The 14,388-nt window shown below is 45.4% G+C and carries 19 protein-coding genes; 4 read left to right on the plus strand and 15 right to left on the minus strand.

Translation table 11 applies throughout. The features are described 5' to 3' along the window. The first annotated feature begins 3 nt into the window (after positions 1-3). Together ACRC32_RS17460 and pyrR are read left to right on the plus strand one after the other, a co-directional pair. On the plus strand, positions 4-1,290 hold the full coding sequence (locus ACRC32_RS17460; protein WP_438555162.1) for an aminopeptidase P N-terminal domain-containing protein: 1,287 nt from the start codon (positions 4-6) through the stop codon (positions 1,288-1,290). Positions 1,291-1,417: 127 nt separating this feature from the next. Continuing rightward, positions 1,418-1,954, plus strand: coding sequence for a bifunctional pyr operon transcriptional regulator/uracil phosphoribosyltransferase PyrR (gene pyrR, locus ACRC32_RS17465; RefSeq protein WP_015155429.1), 537 nt, complete (start codon positions 1,418-1,420; stop codon positions 1,952-1,954). A 10-nt stretch (positions 1,955-1,964) separates the two neighbouring features. On the opposite strand, the gene ACRC32_RS17470 is transcribed toward pyrR, so the two are convergent. Then, a complete protein-coding gene (locus ACRC32_RS17470; protein ID WP_438555163.1) occupies positions 1,965-2,531 on the minus strand; it encodes a hypothetical protein in 567 nt (188 codons plus the stop codon). Between the two features lie 240 nt (positions 2,532-2,771). Here ACRC32_RS17470 and ACRC32_RS17475 point away from each other — a divergent pair, with 240 nt between their 5' ends. Then, the gene (locus tag ACRC32_RS17475) at positions 2,772-3,734 is read left to right on the plus strand and encodes a DUF6263 family protein (RefSeq protein ID WP_438555164.1); all 963 of its coding nucleotides are present in this window, start codon (positions 2,772-2,774) and stop codon (positions 3,732-3,734) included. Positions 3,735-3,811: 77 nt separating this feature from the next. Here ACRC32_RS17475 and ACRC32_RS17480 read toward each other — a convergent pair whose 3' ends face one another. The 5 genes from ACRC32_RS17480 to rplU form a co-directional block, all read right to left on the minus strand. After that, entirely contained in the window at positions 3,812-4,792 is a 981-nt protein-coding gene (locus ACRC32_RS17480) for an XdhC family protein (RefSeq protein ID WP_438555165.1), read from the minus strand. 72 nt (positions 4,793-4,864) lie between these two features. Then, positions 4,865-5,188 (minus strand): type II toxin-antitoxin system PemK/MazF family toxin, encoded by a 324-nt coding sequence (locus tag ACRC32_RS17485; RefSeq protein WP_438555166.1) that lies wholly within the window; start codon positions 5,186-5,188, stop codon positions 4,865-4,867. Next, the gene (locus ACRC32_RS17490; RefSeq protein WP_438555167.1) at positions 5,182-5,457 is read right to left on the minus strand and encodes an AbrB/MazE/SpoVT family DNA-binding domain-containing protein; all 276 of its coding nucleotides are present in this window, start codon (positions 5,455-5,457) and stop codon (positions 5,182-5,184) included. Before ACRC32_RS17490 ends, ACRC32_RS17485 begins: the two co-directional genes overlap by 7 nt. Positions 5,458-5,642: 185 nt before the next feature. Next, positions 5,643-5,930, minus strand: coding sequence for a 50S ribosomal protein L27 (rpmA, locus tag ACRC32_RS17495; RefSeq protein WP_015155423.1), 288 nt, complete (start codon positions 5,928-5,930; stop codon positions 5,643-5,645). Positions 5,931-6,026: 96 nt separating this feature from the next. Then, complete coding sequence (gene rplU / locus ACRC32_RS17500; protein WP_438555168.1) at positions 6,027-6,434, minus strand: 50S ribosomal protein L21; 408 nt, start codon at positions 6,432-6,434, stop codon at positions 6,027-6,029. A gap of 382 nt (positions 6,435-6,816) precedes the next feature. Between rplU and ACRC32_RS17505 the strand changes: the two genes are divergently transcribed. Beyond that, positions 6,817-7,689 carry an SDR family oxidoreductase gene (locus ACRC32_RS17505; RefSeq protein WP_438555169.1) on the plus strand — a complete coding sequence of 291 codons (873 nt, stop codon included), beginning with the start codon at positions 6,817-6,819 and terminating at the stop codon, positions 7,687-7,689. Between the two features lie 30 nt (positions 7,690-7,719). Here ACRC32_RS17505 and ACRC32_RS17510 read toward each other — a convergent pair whose 3' ends face one another. The 9 genes from ACRC32_RS17510 to ACRC32_RS17550 form a co-directional block, all read right to left on the minus strand. Further along, the gene (locus ACRC32_RS17510) at positions 7,720-8,202 is read right to left on the minus strand and encodes a hypothetical protein (RefSeq protein WP_438555170.1); all 483 of its coding nucleotides are present in this window, start codon (positions 8,200-8,202) and stop codon (positions 7,720-7,722) included. A 227-nt stretch (positions 8,203-8,429) separates the two neighbouring features. After that, positions 8,430-9,191: a phycobilisome rod-core linker polypeptide gene (locus ACRC32_RS17515; RefSeq protein WP_438555171.1), complete on the minus strand. Its 762-nt coding sequence runs from the start codon at positions 9,189-9,191 to the stop codon at positions 8,430-8,432. A gap of 220 nt (positions 9,192-9,411) precedes the next feature. Next, positions 9,412-10,155: a phycobilisome rod-core linker polypeptide gene (locus ACRC32_RS17520; protein ID WP_438555172.1), complete on the minus strand. Its 744-nt coding sequence runs from the start codon at positions 10,153-10,155 to the stop codon at positions 9,412-9,414. Between the two features lie 91 nt (positions 10,156-10,246). Next, positions 10,247-11,086, minus strand: coding sequence for a phycobilisome rod-core linker polypeptide (locus ACRC32_RS17525; RefSeq protein WP_438555173.1), 840 nt, complete (start codon positions 11,084-11,086; stop codon positions 10,247-10,249). Positions 11,087-11,165: 79 nt separating this feature from the next. After that, positions 11,166-11,837, minus strand: a complete 672-nt coding sequence (locus tag ACRC32_RS17530; protein ID WP_438555174.1) for a HEAT repeat domain-containing protein — start codon at positions 11,835-11,837, stop codon at positions 11,166-11,168. A 72-nt stretch (positions 11,838-11,909) separates the two neighbouring features. After that, on the minus strand, positions 11,910-12,728 hold the full coding sequence (locus ACRC32_RS17535) for a HEAT repeat domain-containing protein (protein ID WP_438555175.1): 819 nt from the start codon (positions 12,726-12,728) through the stop codon (positions 11,910-11,912). Between the two features lie 16 nt (positions 12,729-12,744). Then, positions 12,745-12,984, minus strand: coding sequence for a phycobilisome linker polypeptide (locus ACRC32_RS17540; RefSeq protein WP_438555176.1), 240 nt, complete (start codon positions 12,982-12,984; stop codon positions 12,745-12,747). Positions 12,985-13,040: 56 nt separating this feature from the next. Next, positions 13,041-13,364, minus strand: coding sequence for a phycobilisome linker polypeptide (locus ACRC32_RS17545; RefSeq protein WP_438555177.1), 324 nt, complete (start codon positions 13,362-13,364; stop codon positions 13,041-13,043). 100 nt (positions 13,365-13,464) lie between these two features. Then, on the minus strand, positions 13,465-14,343 hold the full coding sequence (locus ACRC32_RS17550; protein ID WP_438555178.1) for a phycobilisome linker polypeptide: 879 nt from the start codon (positions 14,341-14,343) through the stop codon (positions 13,465-13,467). Positions 14,344-14,388: the final 45 nt, after the last annotated feature.

Here is a 14,388-nt window from a genome sequence, read left to right on the forward strand (position 1 = left end):
GCTATGCAAGCAGAGTACAGCCAGCGTCGCGAACAGTTGATGGCTAAGATTGGCAACGGCACGGCAATTTTTCGCAGTGCGCCAATGGCAGTCATGCACAACGATGTAGAATATAATTTTCGCCAAGATAGCGACTTCTTTTATTTGACAGGGTTTGACGAACCAGAAGCCGTGGCTGTCTTAGCACCCCACCATACCGAACACCGCTTTATTTTATTTGTCCGCCCCAAAGAAAGAGAAAAAGAAGTTTGGACGGGCTATCGTTGCGGCGTAGAAGGGGCAAAAGAAATCTATGGGGCAGACGAAGCTTATCCGATTGCCGAACTTGATGAAAAGCTGCCGCAGTATCTAGAAAAAGCCGACAAGATCTATTATCGTCTGGGACGCGATCGCAATTTTAACGAAAAAGTCCTGCACCACTGGCAGCGTCTCATGGCAACTTATCCCAAACGCGGTACGGGACCAATCGCCATTGAGGATGCTGGCGTAATTTTGCACAGCATGAGATTGGTAAAAAGTCAAGCAGAATTAGAATTAATGCGGCAAGCTGCTGCTATTTCTGTTGAGGCACACAATTACGCCCAAGAAATCGCCAGCCCAGGACGTTACGAGTATGAAATTCAAGCGGAAATGGAACGCATCTTTCGCTTGCGGGGCGGGACGGGGGTAGCATATCCCTCAATTGTGGCTTCAGGAAACAATGCTTGCATCCTGCACTACATTGAAAATACGCGCCAGATGCAAGATGGCGACTTGCTATTAATTGATGCAGCCTGCGCCTACGGTTATTATAATGCCGATATTACCCGTACCTTTCCCGTGAATGGCAAGTTGACAGGCGAGCAGAAAGCACTGTACGACATTGTACTAGAAGCACAAAAACAAGCGATCGCCCAAGTTAAACCAGGCAACCCCTACAGCGCTTTTCACGATACTGCCGTCCGCGTCCTCACCGAAGGATTAGTCGAACTCGGCATTCTGCAAGGGCAAATCGACGATTTAATTAAAGAAGAAAAATACAAACCCTTCTACATGCACCGTACCGGACATTGGTTAGGATTGGACGTTCACGATGTCGGTGTTTATCAACATGGTGACTCCCCCCAAAGTTTACAACCAGGACAAGTACTGACAGTAGAACCAGGACTTTACATCGTACCGCAGACTCAACCTGCCGAAGGACAACCCGCGATCGATCCGCGTTGGGAAGGAATCGGCATTCGGATTGAAGATGATGTCCTCGTCACCGAAACCGGACACGAAATCTTAACCGCAGGAGTGCCAAAATAATCAGTTATCAGGGAGCAGGGAGCAGGGAGTAGGGAGCAGGGAAAGAAATATGGCTTCTGACTTGTGACTTGTGACCTGTGACTTCTCCTTGTCCCCCTTGTCCCCCTTGTCCCCCTTGTCTCCACATATGTCTCCAAAAGTCGTTGAGATACTCTCAGCCGATGAACTCCGGCGAACAGTTAACCGCCTTGCTTCTCAAATTGTAGAAAGATGTCGTGACCTTTCCCAGTTGGTGATTTTAGGCATTCACACTAAAGGCGTTCCTTTGGCACAAATCTTAGCTAGTCAAATTGAAATGCTAGAAGGTGTTTCTGTCCATGTGGGGGCGTTAGATATTACTTTCTATCGGGACGATTTAGACAAAATTGGTGTACGAACACCAGCTAAGAGTGATATTCCGCTGGATCTAACTGGCAAAATAGTCTTATTAGTAGATGATGTCATTTACAAAGGGCGGACGATCCGCGCCGCCCTCAATGCTGTGAACGAGTATGGTAGACCAGAATCGATTTGGTTAGCGGTACTTGTAGATCGGGGTCATCGAGAATTGCCAATTCATCCAGATTTTATCGGCAAACAGCTACCCACGGCAAAAGACGAACAAGTCAAGGTATTTTTGCAAGATTTGGATGGCAGAGATGCGGTAGAGTTAATTGGAAATTAGACCAATAACATTACCATCGGCTGGAAGTGACTTCAGCCTGGACGCGACAGCGAACGAGATATTCAAAATAATATAGGTAAGCGGCGATAATAGTCCGCCCGATAACTGGTGCTGAAAATAAATGTTTTGGATCGTCCCAAGCAGACAACATTAATAAGTATTTAATTACAGAATTTTCCGAAGAATCGTAGGGACATATTGCAATAATAATTGCTATAGCCAAGATTGTAGATACTGCGATCGCTAACCAAGCAAATAGCCCTTCCCACCAACTCATTAAACCGGGAAAAAAGCTCTCACTTTCCTCGGTTGGAGCAGATTGAGTATCGGGGAAAAAGCGGTCTAATATGAGGTGGAGCCAATGATGGATGAAGGCAATAATTAGAATTGGTGCGAGCAAAGATAAAACTGATAAACACCAACTCATCTTAGTAGATAAATGTTCGCCAATAAATCGAATCAAGGGAATGCTAGTTTGTTTAATAATTAGCGTGACAACTCCCATTAACAGTGTTAGCAGAATGGCACTCATCCAAGCACCTGTAGCGGGAAACCAAGCAATAGAGTTCTTTTTCATAAATAGAAAACCACAGACATGCGAACGGTAATTATTTAGATAATCCGTGCGATCGCGTTAAATTTGCTTCAGTGAGAACACCAGATATTGAAATCTGTATTTTCACTGTTGGAAATACATCTTTATGAAGCATATGTTTTTGTAGTGACCAGTTATCAGTTATCAGTTATTAGCTATCAGCAATCGCGCGCTCCTCTTATTCCAACAACTAACAATCAACAACCAATCGCCTAAAAATATATGAAAAACCTATTATTGTACAGCTCTATTTGCTGTTTGGTTACTGCTTCGGGATTGACGGTCAATGCAGAAACACCATCCCTAGTTAAGCAACAAGCAAAAACTCAAATCGCAGCTGCTACGGCAAAGCCTCAAGTAGAACTATTAGAAGCTGGAAATGAACCACGGCAAGAACTACGCTTTCGTCCGCAGGCGAAGGCAAAACAGACAGCTACTATGACCCTACAAATGGATACAGATGTATCTATGGCAGGTCAAGCAATGGCGAAAGTCGATTTACCACCAATAACAGTTGCTATGGATGCAGTAGTAACAAAAGTCGATCCTAACGGTAACATTCACTTCAAATGGTCTTGTTCTAATGTAGATGTGATGAATTCTGCTAGTTTACCACCACAGGTGTTAGAAACGATGCGATCGCAAATGAAAAAGATGGTTGGCACGAGTGGATCTTTCATCATTGATAATCGGGGACAAATTCAAACAGCTAAATTCGCACCGTCTCAGAAGTCAGCGCCAAATTCTAAACCGTTCTCAGAGGAGATGTCAACTTCTTTCAACCAAATGTCTTCACCTTTGCCTCAAGAAGCAATTGGAATAGGAGCAAAATGGCGCGTTACAACTACACCTGCTCTTTCAGGAATGAATGTAAAGCAAACAATAACATATGAGTTAGTAAATTTAAAAGATAATATAGCAACTCTAAATTTATGGTTTGAGCAGCACGCTAACCCACAAAAACTAACTCTACCAGGAATACCAAATGGAGCTACTGTAACTCTAAAATCACTTGAATCCAAAGGTGATGGACGGTTGATGATGCAACTCGATCGCCCTTTTCCGCTTCGTGCTAATCTGATTGCAAACTCTGAAAATGAGATGAGTATACAGCAGGCTGGTAAGGCAGGTGAAGCGATTAGAAACAGTAAATCACGTATGAAAATTAATCTGATATCGAAGTAAGACTATCTGATAATAAAGGCGCTAAATTTAGCATCAGGCGAATAGAATTCGCCCAAGCTTGTCGCAAGATGTAAGATTTACAGATCTTTGCTAATCCTTAGCTGTGATAAAGGGCGACCCGTACCACCCCGACGCACTAAAATTAATTCGGCGCAGATACTTACGGCAATTTCTTCTGGTGTCAGCGCCCCAATATCTAAACCTATTGGTGCGTAAAGCGATCGCAATTTATTTGAAGGAATCCCCTCTGTTTCTAGCGCTTGAATCACCTGACGTACCCGTTTTTCACTCCCAATCGTACCGATATATTTACACGCAGGATTTCGAGCTAATAAGACTTTTAAAGCTGCTAAATCGTACTGAAAACCCCGCGTTACCAGTGCTGCATAAAGTTGCGTATGAGTTGCTAATTGTGTCACAACTGAGGCGATCGCTTGGTGATAAATTGCGGTTGCTTGGGGATAGCGTTCTCGGTTTGCCCACTCTGGGCGATCGTCTTGAATAATAACTTGAAATCCAATTGTATGAGCAACTTTTGCTAATTGTTCTCCTACGTGTCCCGCCCCGACGATTAATAAAGTTGGTGGCGGTTCTAAAGTTTCAATAAAAGATTCTTCGGTGGCAATTAAAGTATTTTCTAATAATAAATATGGCGATTTGTCAAGGGCAAAAGGAGTGACGAGAGTAGCTGTCTGTCCCGACTGGAGTAAATCGAGAATTCGATCGACAAAGGCGATCGCCTCTTTACCAGACCACCTTTCCAACCAGATCTGCATGATTCCGCCGCAAATTCCTTGGGTTTGCCGTTGTGTTGCACCAGTCAGATCGATCTCTACCAATTGCTTTTCGCCTGTTTCCAGTACTGTCATGGCTTGGCGAATGACTTTTGCCTCCCCCGCACCACCACCGATGGTATTGTAGGTACGACCGTCAGCACAGATAATCATCTTGGCTCCTACTTCTCTGGGAACCGAGCCTTTAATGGCGATCGCGGTTGCTAGTACGACTGCTCCTTTTTCTAATGCTTGAGCGAGTTGCTGGTAGCAATTAATAGTCATTAGACTTATTTTGAAAATTAGGAGTCGGTAGGGACGTATACCCGTACAGGAGAATCAAACAGCGTTTCGCTCTTACTCTGCAAACATTTCGGCGAGGGTATCCAAAACTGCTTTTTGTTCGTTGGCATGAATTTGACCCAGCTTTTTGACCAGTCGAGTTTTGTCAACAGTGCGAATTTGGTCTAGAACAATCTGTCCATCTTTACCTTGAAACTGACATGCAATCCTTGTAGGATAAGGTTGACCTTTGGTCGTCATTGGCGCAACGATAACAGTGGCAATGTACTGATTCATTTCATCTGGTGAGATGATGACGCATGGTCTAGTTTTTTGAATTTCACTACCCACTGTGGGATCGAGATTAATCAGAAATACGTCAAAACGCTTAACTACCATTCCCACTCAGTCCGATCCCACTCCGTTGTATTGACACGATCGAGTAAGATATCATCTTTTTGTTCTGCCATTGCAGCAAATGATTTATCCCAGCCAACGCGCGATCGCGGTGCTGCACGCACGATCAGGAGATCGTCTTGAACTTGAATTTCCACTTCCGTATCAATACCACTTTGCTCTAATAGCAGTTTAGGAATGCGGATGCCTTGAGAGTTACCAATTTTGACAATGCGAGTTTTGATCGTGCGAGTTCTAATACCCGTACCCATAATTTACAAGTATGTTTAGCTTTGTAATTACATTGTAAATACAAGCGAGCAGATAGTCAACTTGAGCTGGAATACACTGCTATGAAATAAGGCTACCGCACGTAGCAAGTAGCCTGAGTAACTCTTAGTCCGCAGAGGCGGACTTTGCTTGTGTAGACGCGAATTCGATTCGCCCCCTAATACATCTATGCTGTAGCTGCTGCGGGTTCAGCCGCAGTTGCAGGAGCATATACGCTCACCTTTTTACGGCTTTTACCCTTTCTTTCAAAAGTCACCACGCCATCAATTAGGGCAAACAACGTATCATCGCTACCGATGCCGACATTGTTACCTGGGTGAAACTTCGTTCCCCGTTGTCGTACCAAAATATTACCTGCTCGCACGACTTGACCGCCGAAACGCTTAACACCTAACCGTTGAGCATTAGAGTCGCGACCGTTGCGAGTACTACCTGTTCCTTTCTTATGAGCCATTGTGTCCTCTGCGCTATTTTTTCTATCTCTACTTCATTATTGCGAGCCAAGCGCGATCTACCCAAGATTTAAGGATGTAGCGATCGCGCCCTCATTCTATTCTGATGCAGTTTCCTCTGTGGTTTCAGCAGGTGCTTGACTAGCTGAAGTTTCAGTCGTAGCCGCTGCTTGAGCTGTCAACTTGGAACCATTGAGGTTAATCGAGTCAATCATCAGTCTGGTGATTTCTTGCCGATGTCCCCGCTTTTTGCGCGTCTTTTTCTTGGGTTTCATCTTGTACACCAAGACTTTGCGTCCCCGTAGGTGGCGCACCACCGTTCCTTCTACGGTTGCTCCGTTAATTAACGGTTGCCCGACGGTAACATTGCCTTCGTGCTGCACCAACAAAACTTTTTCAATAGTCACTGTTGCGTCAGGTTCGGCTGCCAGGAGTTCGATATCATAAAAACGCCCTGGTTCTACCCTCAGTTGCTTACCACCGGTTTCAATAATTGCGTAGGTCATGAGTTTGTAATGATTGTGCCGTACAGGTAGCTGATTGCTCGGATTTGAGAACAGTTCAGCTTTTGTTTTCGGTCTACCTGATCCGAGCCAGAATTAGACAGACAATTTACAATTATACCTTGATGTTTGGCATAGTAGTCAAGAAATTTTGGAGCAAGCGGGAAATGCAATTAGCAAGAAACGGCGATCGTATCCCATGACTACAAGCAATGTACAACAGAATAAATGTTAAACAAATGTGTATAGGAATCCGGTTTGATTATTGAAAGAATCTCAATATGGGTAGGGTGTGTTAACCTTTGGCGTAACGAATCCTACGTAAATTTCTACAATTCAATATGAGTCCTATAGTTTATGAATATATAGTTGAAAGAGCGATCGCATGAAAAACCTTTTGGTTACGGGTGCAAGCGGTTTTTTAGGCTGGCATCTATGTCAATTAGCAAAACAACAATGGCGTGTTTATAGTACATACTTTTCCCATGCAATAGAGATTCCTGACGTGACGATGCTGAAAGTCGATTTGCGCGATTTTGAGGCACTCAAGAGTCTGTTTCAACAAATTCAACCTTCAGCGATAATTCACACCGCCGCACAATCGAGTCCGAACTATTGTCAAACTCATGTAGAAGAGTCCTACGCGATCAATGTTACGACTTCTTTGAATCTAGCTGGGTTGTGTGCAGATTATGGCATCCCCTATATTTTTACTTCTACTGACTTAGTTTTTAATGGTTTAAATGCACCTTATCGGGAAACAGATCCGGTATCTCCTGTGAATGCTTATGGAGAACAAAAAGTTCAAGCTGAAGAGGGAATTTTAACACGTTATCCCTTGGCGACAATTTGTCGAATGCCTTTAATGTTTGGTATGGCAACGCCAACAGCTATTAGTTTTATGCAGCCTTTTATGCAAACTCTACAAGATGGAAAAGAATTAGCATTATTTACAGATGAATTTCGTACTCCTGCTAGCGGTACGACAGCGGCTAAAGGGTTGTTGATGGTGTTAGAGAAGCAGGTTCAAGGTATGATTCATTTAGGTGGAAAAGAGCGGTTATCGCGTTATGATTTTGGTCGGTTACTTGTAGAGGTATTTCAACTTCCTGCAACTGGGTTAAAATCGTGTCGTCAGCAAGATGTAAAAATGGCTGCACCTCGACCTGCTGATGTTTCTTTAGATAGTTCTCAGGCTTTTCATTTGGGATATCAGCCTCTTTCTGTAAAAGAGGAGTTAGAGGTTTTGCGCAGCTAAGTCTGTTGTGTTTGCGATCGCACCAGCTGGTTATTTTTCTTCTACTAGCTTGGTAATTTCAATTGCTAGAGCATTATATCCAATTTCTTTACAGACAAAAGCTAGATCGCACAAAGCATAATCTCGTTCGTCAACGTCTTCTAACGTTTTGGCAAGTTGTAAAGCTCGATCTAATAGATTTAATCCTTTATCTTCTATACCGAGCTTGACATATCCGCTACCTATCTTACTAAATTCAGTTATTTTTGTAGATCTGTCGGAGATTGCTTGAGTAGCTTCTAAGGCTCGATCTAAAATTGCCAAACACTTATCTGCTAATTTTATTTCTAGACACGCGATCGCCAATTCGTTTAAGTAATATGCTTTAGTAGCAATATCGGCGATCGTTTCAACTTGTTCCAAGGCATCAGCCAACGATCGCAAAGCATTATCTCTGTGTATTGGCTTGACTTGCTTGCGCAACTTACTAATTAGAAACTGAATTCTTTCTTCAAGTGTAAAATGGTTCTCCATTCCGACTCTTCTGGATTGAGCATCTTTGCCTGCCCAGATATGCAAGTTGACTATGAAATATCTTACCAATGACAGATGACTAAAGATCGAGGACAAAAAATTACTGGATCTAATCGCCACTTGACTCAACTCATCACTTACAGCAAAACCGTTAGTTATAAGTCGAATCAGCGTGGAAACTAGACCCAGTGAATTAAATCAAAAATAAAAGCTGAATTTAATCAACTCTATTTTCTACCACGGGATGGTACTAGACTGAGATAATCAAGGTCAAAGGCAGAAACGCGCTGCGCGTAATTACCTTTGTTGTTAATCGATGCTGCCATATCAGCGTACTTGCGAGGATCTCCTTCCCGCAGCTGCTTCTCTTTCGACTTGCGGCTGTAGAACTGATCCAGCGTGAAACGCCAGTCGGTTTTGACTGTACCAGCAGTTTCGCGGAAATCGTCACCGTAACGAGGGGTAACGAGATTGAAGGGTCTACCTTCCATCCGCTTGCGCTGGAAAGGAACGATGTAATCCCCAAATGCATCGGTGTATTCATCGCTGTCTAGCAAAGCATCTACTAAACCGTAGAATCCTTTCGTACCGATGACAATTGACCAAGCAATTTGTTCTTCTTTGTTGTAAGAAGAACGACCTAAGAAACGCTTGAGGCAAATATCTACAAGCCGGTAGTTATTATTAACTGAAACTACCATTTCGTAGAATCTTTCCGACTTAGCTAAGCCGCGAATGAAGTCGCGCACGGTAATTGCACGATTCTTCAACTGCGATTCTAGTTGAATTTGACGGTTGATTCTAAGAGTTTCGTGTTCGCTAAATACCTGACGGTAAGCAGCCCAGATTAACTCTTGAATCTCTGTTGGAGAATTAGCATCTTCCACACGATAGATGTATGGAGTGTCTTCGTTTTGATCCGCAACGCCGAAGCTGCGGACTCTATGATTTTGCGTAGTTGGTTTGTAATCGAGTAACGGCAGTGCCATGAGGGATTCTCCCGTCTAGGTTAATCGCACAAAATGAAAACAGATAAATTCAAACTGAATTTATCGATCGCTTTCCATGAATTGGAAAGTTTTTGAAACAAGCAAAGCCTATATCTATAGAGCTTTCTAGCTTATTATCCCACGTAGGGTAGGCAGAATGTTGGTTCGTGAGTAAGTCAATCTGTGGCTGTTAGATTTTCCTACTATTAAACTTTCAAAATTACAGCCGCACGGGAAAACTTGCTGAGGGGTTAATCGAAACTGGCGTTGATGATTTTTCCTTGCGTGACATATCGGGAATGTCTATATTAGCCGTGCTGACTGGCTGAGGTGTCACGGTTCTAATATTAAGCGATCGCGCCATGTCAAAGAAGTTACCGATCGCGCCAGCTTTGTAGCGTTCGGTTTCCTCTTTATCGCGCCAGTAGTCAGCGTAACGTGGTGTCACCAAATTAAACGGTCTGTCTTTAAACCGTCGCCGCTGGTAAGGTACGGTAGTATCGCCAAAATTCTGCTGGTACTCTTCGCTATCAATTAGTGCATCGACAAAACCACCCCAGCCAAGGGTAGCAATTTTAATCGACCAAGCAATTTCTTCGTCTTTGTTGTAGGATGCACGTCCTAGCAACCGCTTTAGGGCAATATCTACGAGTCGATAGTTCGAGTTTGTTTCTACCACCAAGCGGCGGAACGATTCTGACTTAGCTAAACCGCGAATAAAGTCCCGCACGGTGATAGCGCGATTCTTCAGTTGAGATTCTAGCTGTTCTTGGCGATAGAACTTGAGAATTTCATGTTCGCTAAAAACTTGGCGATACGCAGCCCAAATCAATTCTTGATTATCGCTGGGGTCAAAACAATCTTCCAAGCGATAAATCCAAGGAGTATCTTCACTGGGGACTTCGTAACCAGCCACCCGCTGATTTTGCGAACTGGGTTTGTATTCGAGTAGAGGTATTGACATATTTACTACAGGGTAAGGGGTAAGGGGTAAGGGGTAAGGGGTGAGAGGCAAGAGGTAAACTTCTTCCTTGTCTCCCTTGTCCCCCTTGTCTTCAGTTCCTCGGATCGGAGGGAATGTAGTCGTAGGGTAAAGTGACTTTGGTAGGTTTAATCGTAGTTTGGGGCAATGTGTCTTTGCGTGTCGTATCGGGGATCTCCATTGTTGAGATTTGAGAGAGAACCCGATCGCGCGATCGCTGGTAGTTGACTTCTGGGGTCAAAATACTACCAGCCATTGTCATAAAGTTAGAGGGAATTGCCTGACGCACCACTTCTTTAGTAACATCTCCGGTCTTGCGGGCGCGGTAGAAGCCACGACCTTGTAAGTTGCGAACGCTTTCGCGATCGCGCCAGTCGCCGTTATAACGTGGGTTTACCAAGTTAAAGGGACGACCTTTATAACGACGGCGTTGATAGGGTACGATGTCGTTGCCGAAGTTTTCGCGGTACTCTTCGCTATCGACGATCGCATCGATAAAGCCGTTCAAACCCTTGGTAGCAATGACAATTGACCAAGCGATTTGCTCTTTTTGGTTATAAGTAGCGCGTCCTAAAAATCGTTTAAAGGAGATATCCACTAAGCGATAGTTAGAATTGGTTTCTCCAACTAACTCGCGATAGACATCCGATTTACCTAGACCGCGAATAAAATCCCGCACGGTGATAGCCCGGTTACGGAGTTGAGATTCGAGGAAGGGTTGGCGATAGCTTTCAATAATCAGGTGTTCGCTGAAGATTTGGCGATAACCTGCCCAGATAATTTCATCGATATCCAATGCCGAGGAAGTATCTGTTAAGCGATAGCCAATCGGCGTATCTTCGCTAGGAACTTCGTAACCCTCAACCCGCTGATTTTGGCTGGAGGGTTTGACTTCAAGTAATGGTATTGACATTTTCAGTTATATAGTGATGCGTGGTGCGTGAAGAATGGGGTGTGGGGTGTGGGGTGTGGGGTGTAGGGTTTAATTGCGCTCATGGCGCGAATTTCCCCTTGTCTTCCCGACTCCCGACTTCCAACTTCCGACTTACGGCTTCATTCATTGCTAGTTGGGCGCGGGCGCGGACTGCTGAATCGGGATCGGACTCAATAATTTGCATTAAATGAGGCTGAATTTTTGCTTGTAGGTCTGATAGTTGTAGCAAACCATGCAAGCCCACCACAGCCGCGTAACGAATCGACCAGTCGGAGTCTTGAGAGACTGAGAGTAAGATTTCCAGGGCTTGATGTTGTGCTGCCGTGCGCTCGGCTGGAGTGGCGATCGCTTGCCAACGCATGCTGCCTAACCCCTTAGCTGCTGCCCTGCGGACGCTGGGAGCAAAGTCTGTCGCTGCTGCTGTCGCCAACACTTCTAAAGCAAGAGGGTCGGCGATCGCAGCTATAGCGCGAATGCTATAAGCCCTGGCTCCGTAGTTATAGCCATCCAATTTATCAATTAATGGCTGTACTGCTTTCGCACCCAATTGCGTTAACCCCTCTACCGCTGCTACTGCGGCAACTGGGTTGTTGTAACCCAGTACGGCAATTAAAGTTGCAATCCCCGCCTCATCTTTCGCTGCTGCCAGCGATCGCACCGCTGCCACCAAGCTTTCGGGCGAATCTGCCCGATCTACGGCTTGAATGAGGTTTTGGGTCGAGTCGGTCATGAGAGGGAGTAGGGAGTAGGGAGTAGGGAGTAGGGGAAGAGGGCGAGGCTAAACTCTTTACACCTCTTGCCTTTACAGCAAAGAATCCATCAGTCTCATCAAATGGATGGCTGGATCGGAAAGTTGAGTTGGCTGGGTTTGCAGTTGCGACTCTAGGAGTCCTTTGAGGGAGAGGAGTTTGAAGCTATTTTCCGCCCTACAGGAGGCGATCGCTCCGGCTGCACTGATGTAACCAATTGCCCCTAGATCTGATAAAACGACCCGTCGCAATTTCAGGTCGTCGCTGTTCAACCCAGCTACTAAGCGCTGTCCGTAGCTATCTTCTTGAGTCAGCTGGTACATTGCCCGCAGTGCCGCATATTGGATTTTGGGACTGGGATGCTCTGTAAATGGCTGAATCAGAGGGATGGCTGTTTTGGCTTGTAGCGCTCCCAAAGCTTCGAGAACGCTATCGTAGGGCTGAGTCAGATGGGGTCTACCTGGTACGTCAACGGCAGCATCAACGCCGCCATCCAACAGTTTCACTAAAGCGGGGATGGCAGATGGATCGCCTAACATGGCTAAAGATTGGGCTGCGGCTTCTCTGACGTAGAAATCGTCGCAGTCCAAACAGCAAATAAGCCCTGGGACTGCCCGCCGATCGCTCAGCTTGCCCAAGGCTCTTGCTGCATTACGGCGCAGGGGATAACCGCCTAATTCCGTCCGGTCGGCTTCATCTTCTAGGGCAGCGATCAAAGCATCAACGGCGGCTGGTTCTCGGACGCGAAATTTGCCCAACCACCAAGCTGCGTAATAACGCAAACTTAAGTCCGGCGATCGCAAGTTAGCGATCGCTTGTTCCACCGTTAATCCCGTTGCTGCTACCTCTAGTTCTTCCGCACTAGACTCCATTGCGTCAAACCTATGCCTACTTCACAGTCGTTAGTGGTTCGATCTTGACGATTTTGCCACCCAAGCGAGTAATCCGCTGCATTTCCTCATTCATCCGGCTGTAAGGGACGGTGACGAATACGCTACCGCTGCGGCGGATCTCGTAGTTATTTTTGTCAGTTTCGTCGTTCTGCCGCAAGCCTACGACTTCATAACGAAACATCCGGCTAGAGGCGGAGGAAATTCCGTTTGCACCAACAGTTGTTTGACCGAACATTGCTTCTATATCTCCTGTAACCGTTAGCTATTCAGTTAAGTGCAGATTCCTGAGCTTTACTTATCGGCTTTTGTCGCCTTGCTTTTGCCTTCGGCTTTGACATTTTGATGAGCTGCGGTCGCATCGCTTTTTGCTTTACCGTCACCATCAAAAGTTACGGGTGCAATGCTCACGATTCTGCCACCCAAGCGGTGAATCCGTTGCATTTCTTCATTCATGCGGTTGTAGGGAACCGTAACCACAAAACTACCACTACTGCGAATGGGATAGCTCAATTGGTCAGATTCGTAAGTCTGACGCATCCCCTCAACTTCATAGCGAAATATGCGATTTTCGGCGTTACTGAGCCTACCACTGCCAAGTGAGGTTTGACCAAACATAGTTAGATTAAGAGGCGCTGCGATGATTAAATGTATCGTTTGTCATTTGTCATTTGTCATTGGTTGAAACGAATGACGAATGACAAATGACCAGTGACGACTAAGCTGGATTCACGCTGACGATTCTGCCACCCTTTTTGGTGATTTCCTGTAGCTTCTGCGATAACCGCTCGTAAGGAACCATAATGGCAGTGCTGCTTCGGCGCACTTTGGGATAACCTGGTTGCAACAGTCCCGTGACTTCGATCCGGTAGACGCGTCCGCTTTCTTCTTGTGTCCCGCCGATTGCTTTTTTAGGAGCCGAATCTTTAGGAATCGCCGCACCAAAACTCCAGCGCGTACCGCTAGACGGTTGAACGATTGTAGAAGATTGGTTGCGACCGATTTCTCCCATGAGGCGGGGAGATTTGCCACCAATCGAACCGCGATCGCTTGTAGCGTAACCGCGATAGAGGCGGAACATCCGGCTAAAGCCTACTGTTCTCGATCCTGGTTCGACGGAAAATCCACGATAGTACGGTACGACGTTGTTACCAAAGTTGTTGTCGTATTCAACGCTATCTAAGTAAGAGTCGATCTCGGCATCGTAGCCAACATCTTCGCAAAGCTCTGTGTGATAGGCTAACTCAGCCTCATCGTAAGGGGGGCGACCCAACAAATGCTTAAAATTGAGTTCGACAAAGCGTTGGTTGGAATTGGGATAGAAAAACTTGTTTTTGTATAAATCTGACTTGGCAACAGCGCGGACAAAATCTTTGACAGTAAAGTTTCCTTGCCGTAGTAAAGATTCAGATGAAGTCAGGCGTTCTGCCTTCATCACGTAATCGTTCCCTAAAACTTGACGATACACGGCTCGGATGACCGATTGCAATTCTTCCTCTGTCCAATCTGGTCGTAGTTCGACTCTGGATGAGGCATCAAATGCAGAAATACCCAGCCGTCCTGCTGCTGCTAAAATATCTGCTGGTAAAACGCTCATACACCGCTCTCCCGAAGCAACTAATCTTAAAGTGGGTTTGCTGAC

This window comes from Chroococcidiopsis sp. (genome assembly GCF_051657925.1).
Classification (GTDB): domain Bacteria; phylum Cyanobacteriota; class Cyanobacteriia; order Cyanobacteriales; family Chroococcidiopsidaceae; genus Chroococcidiopsis.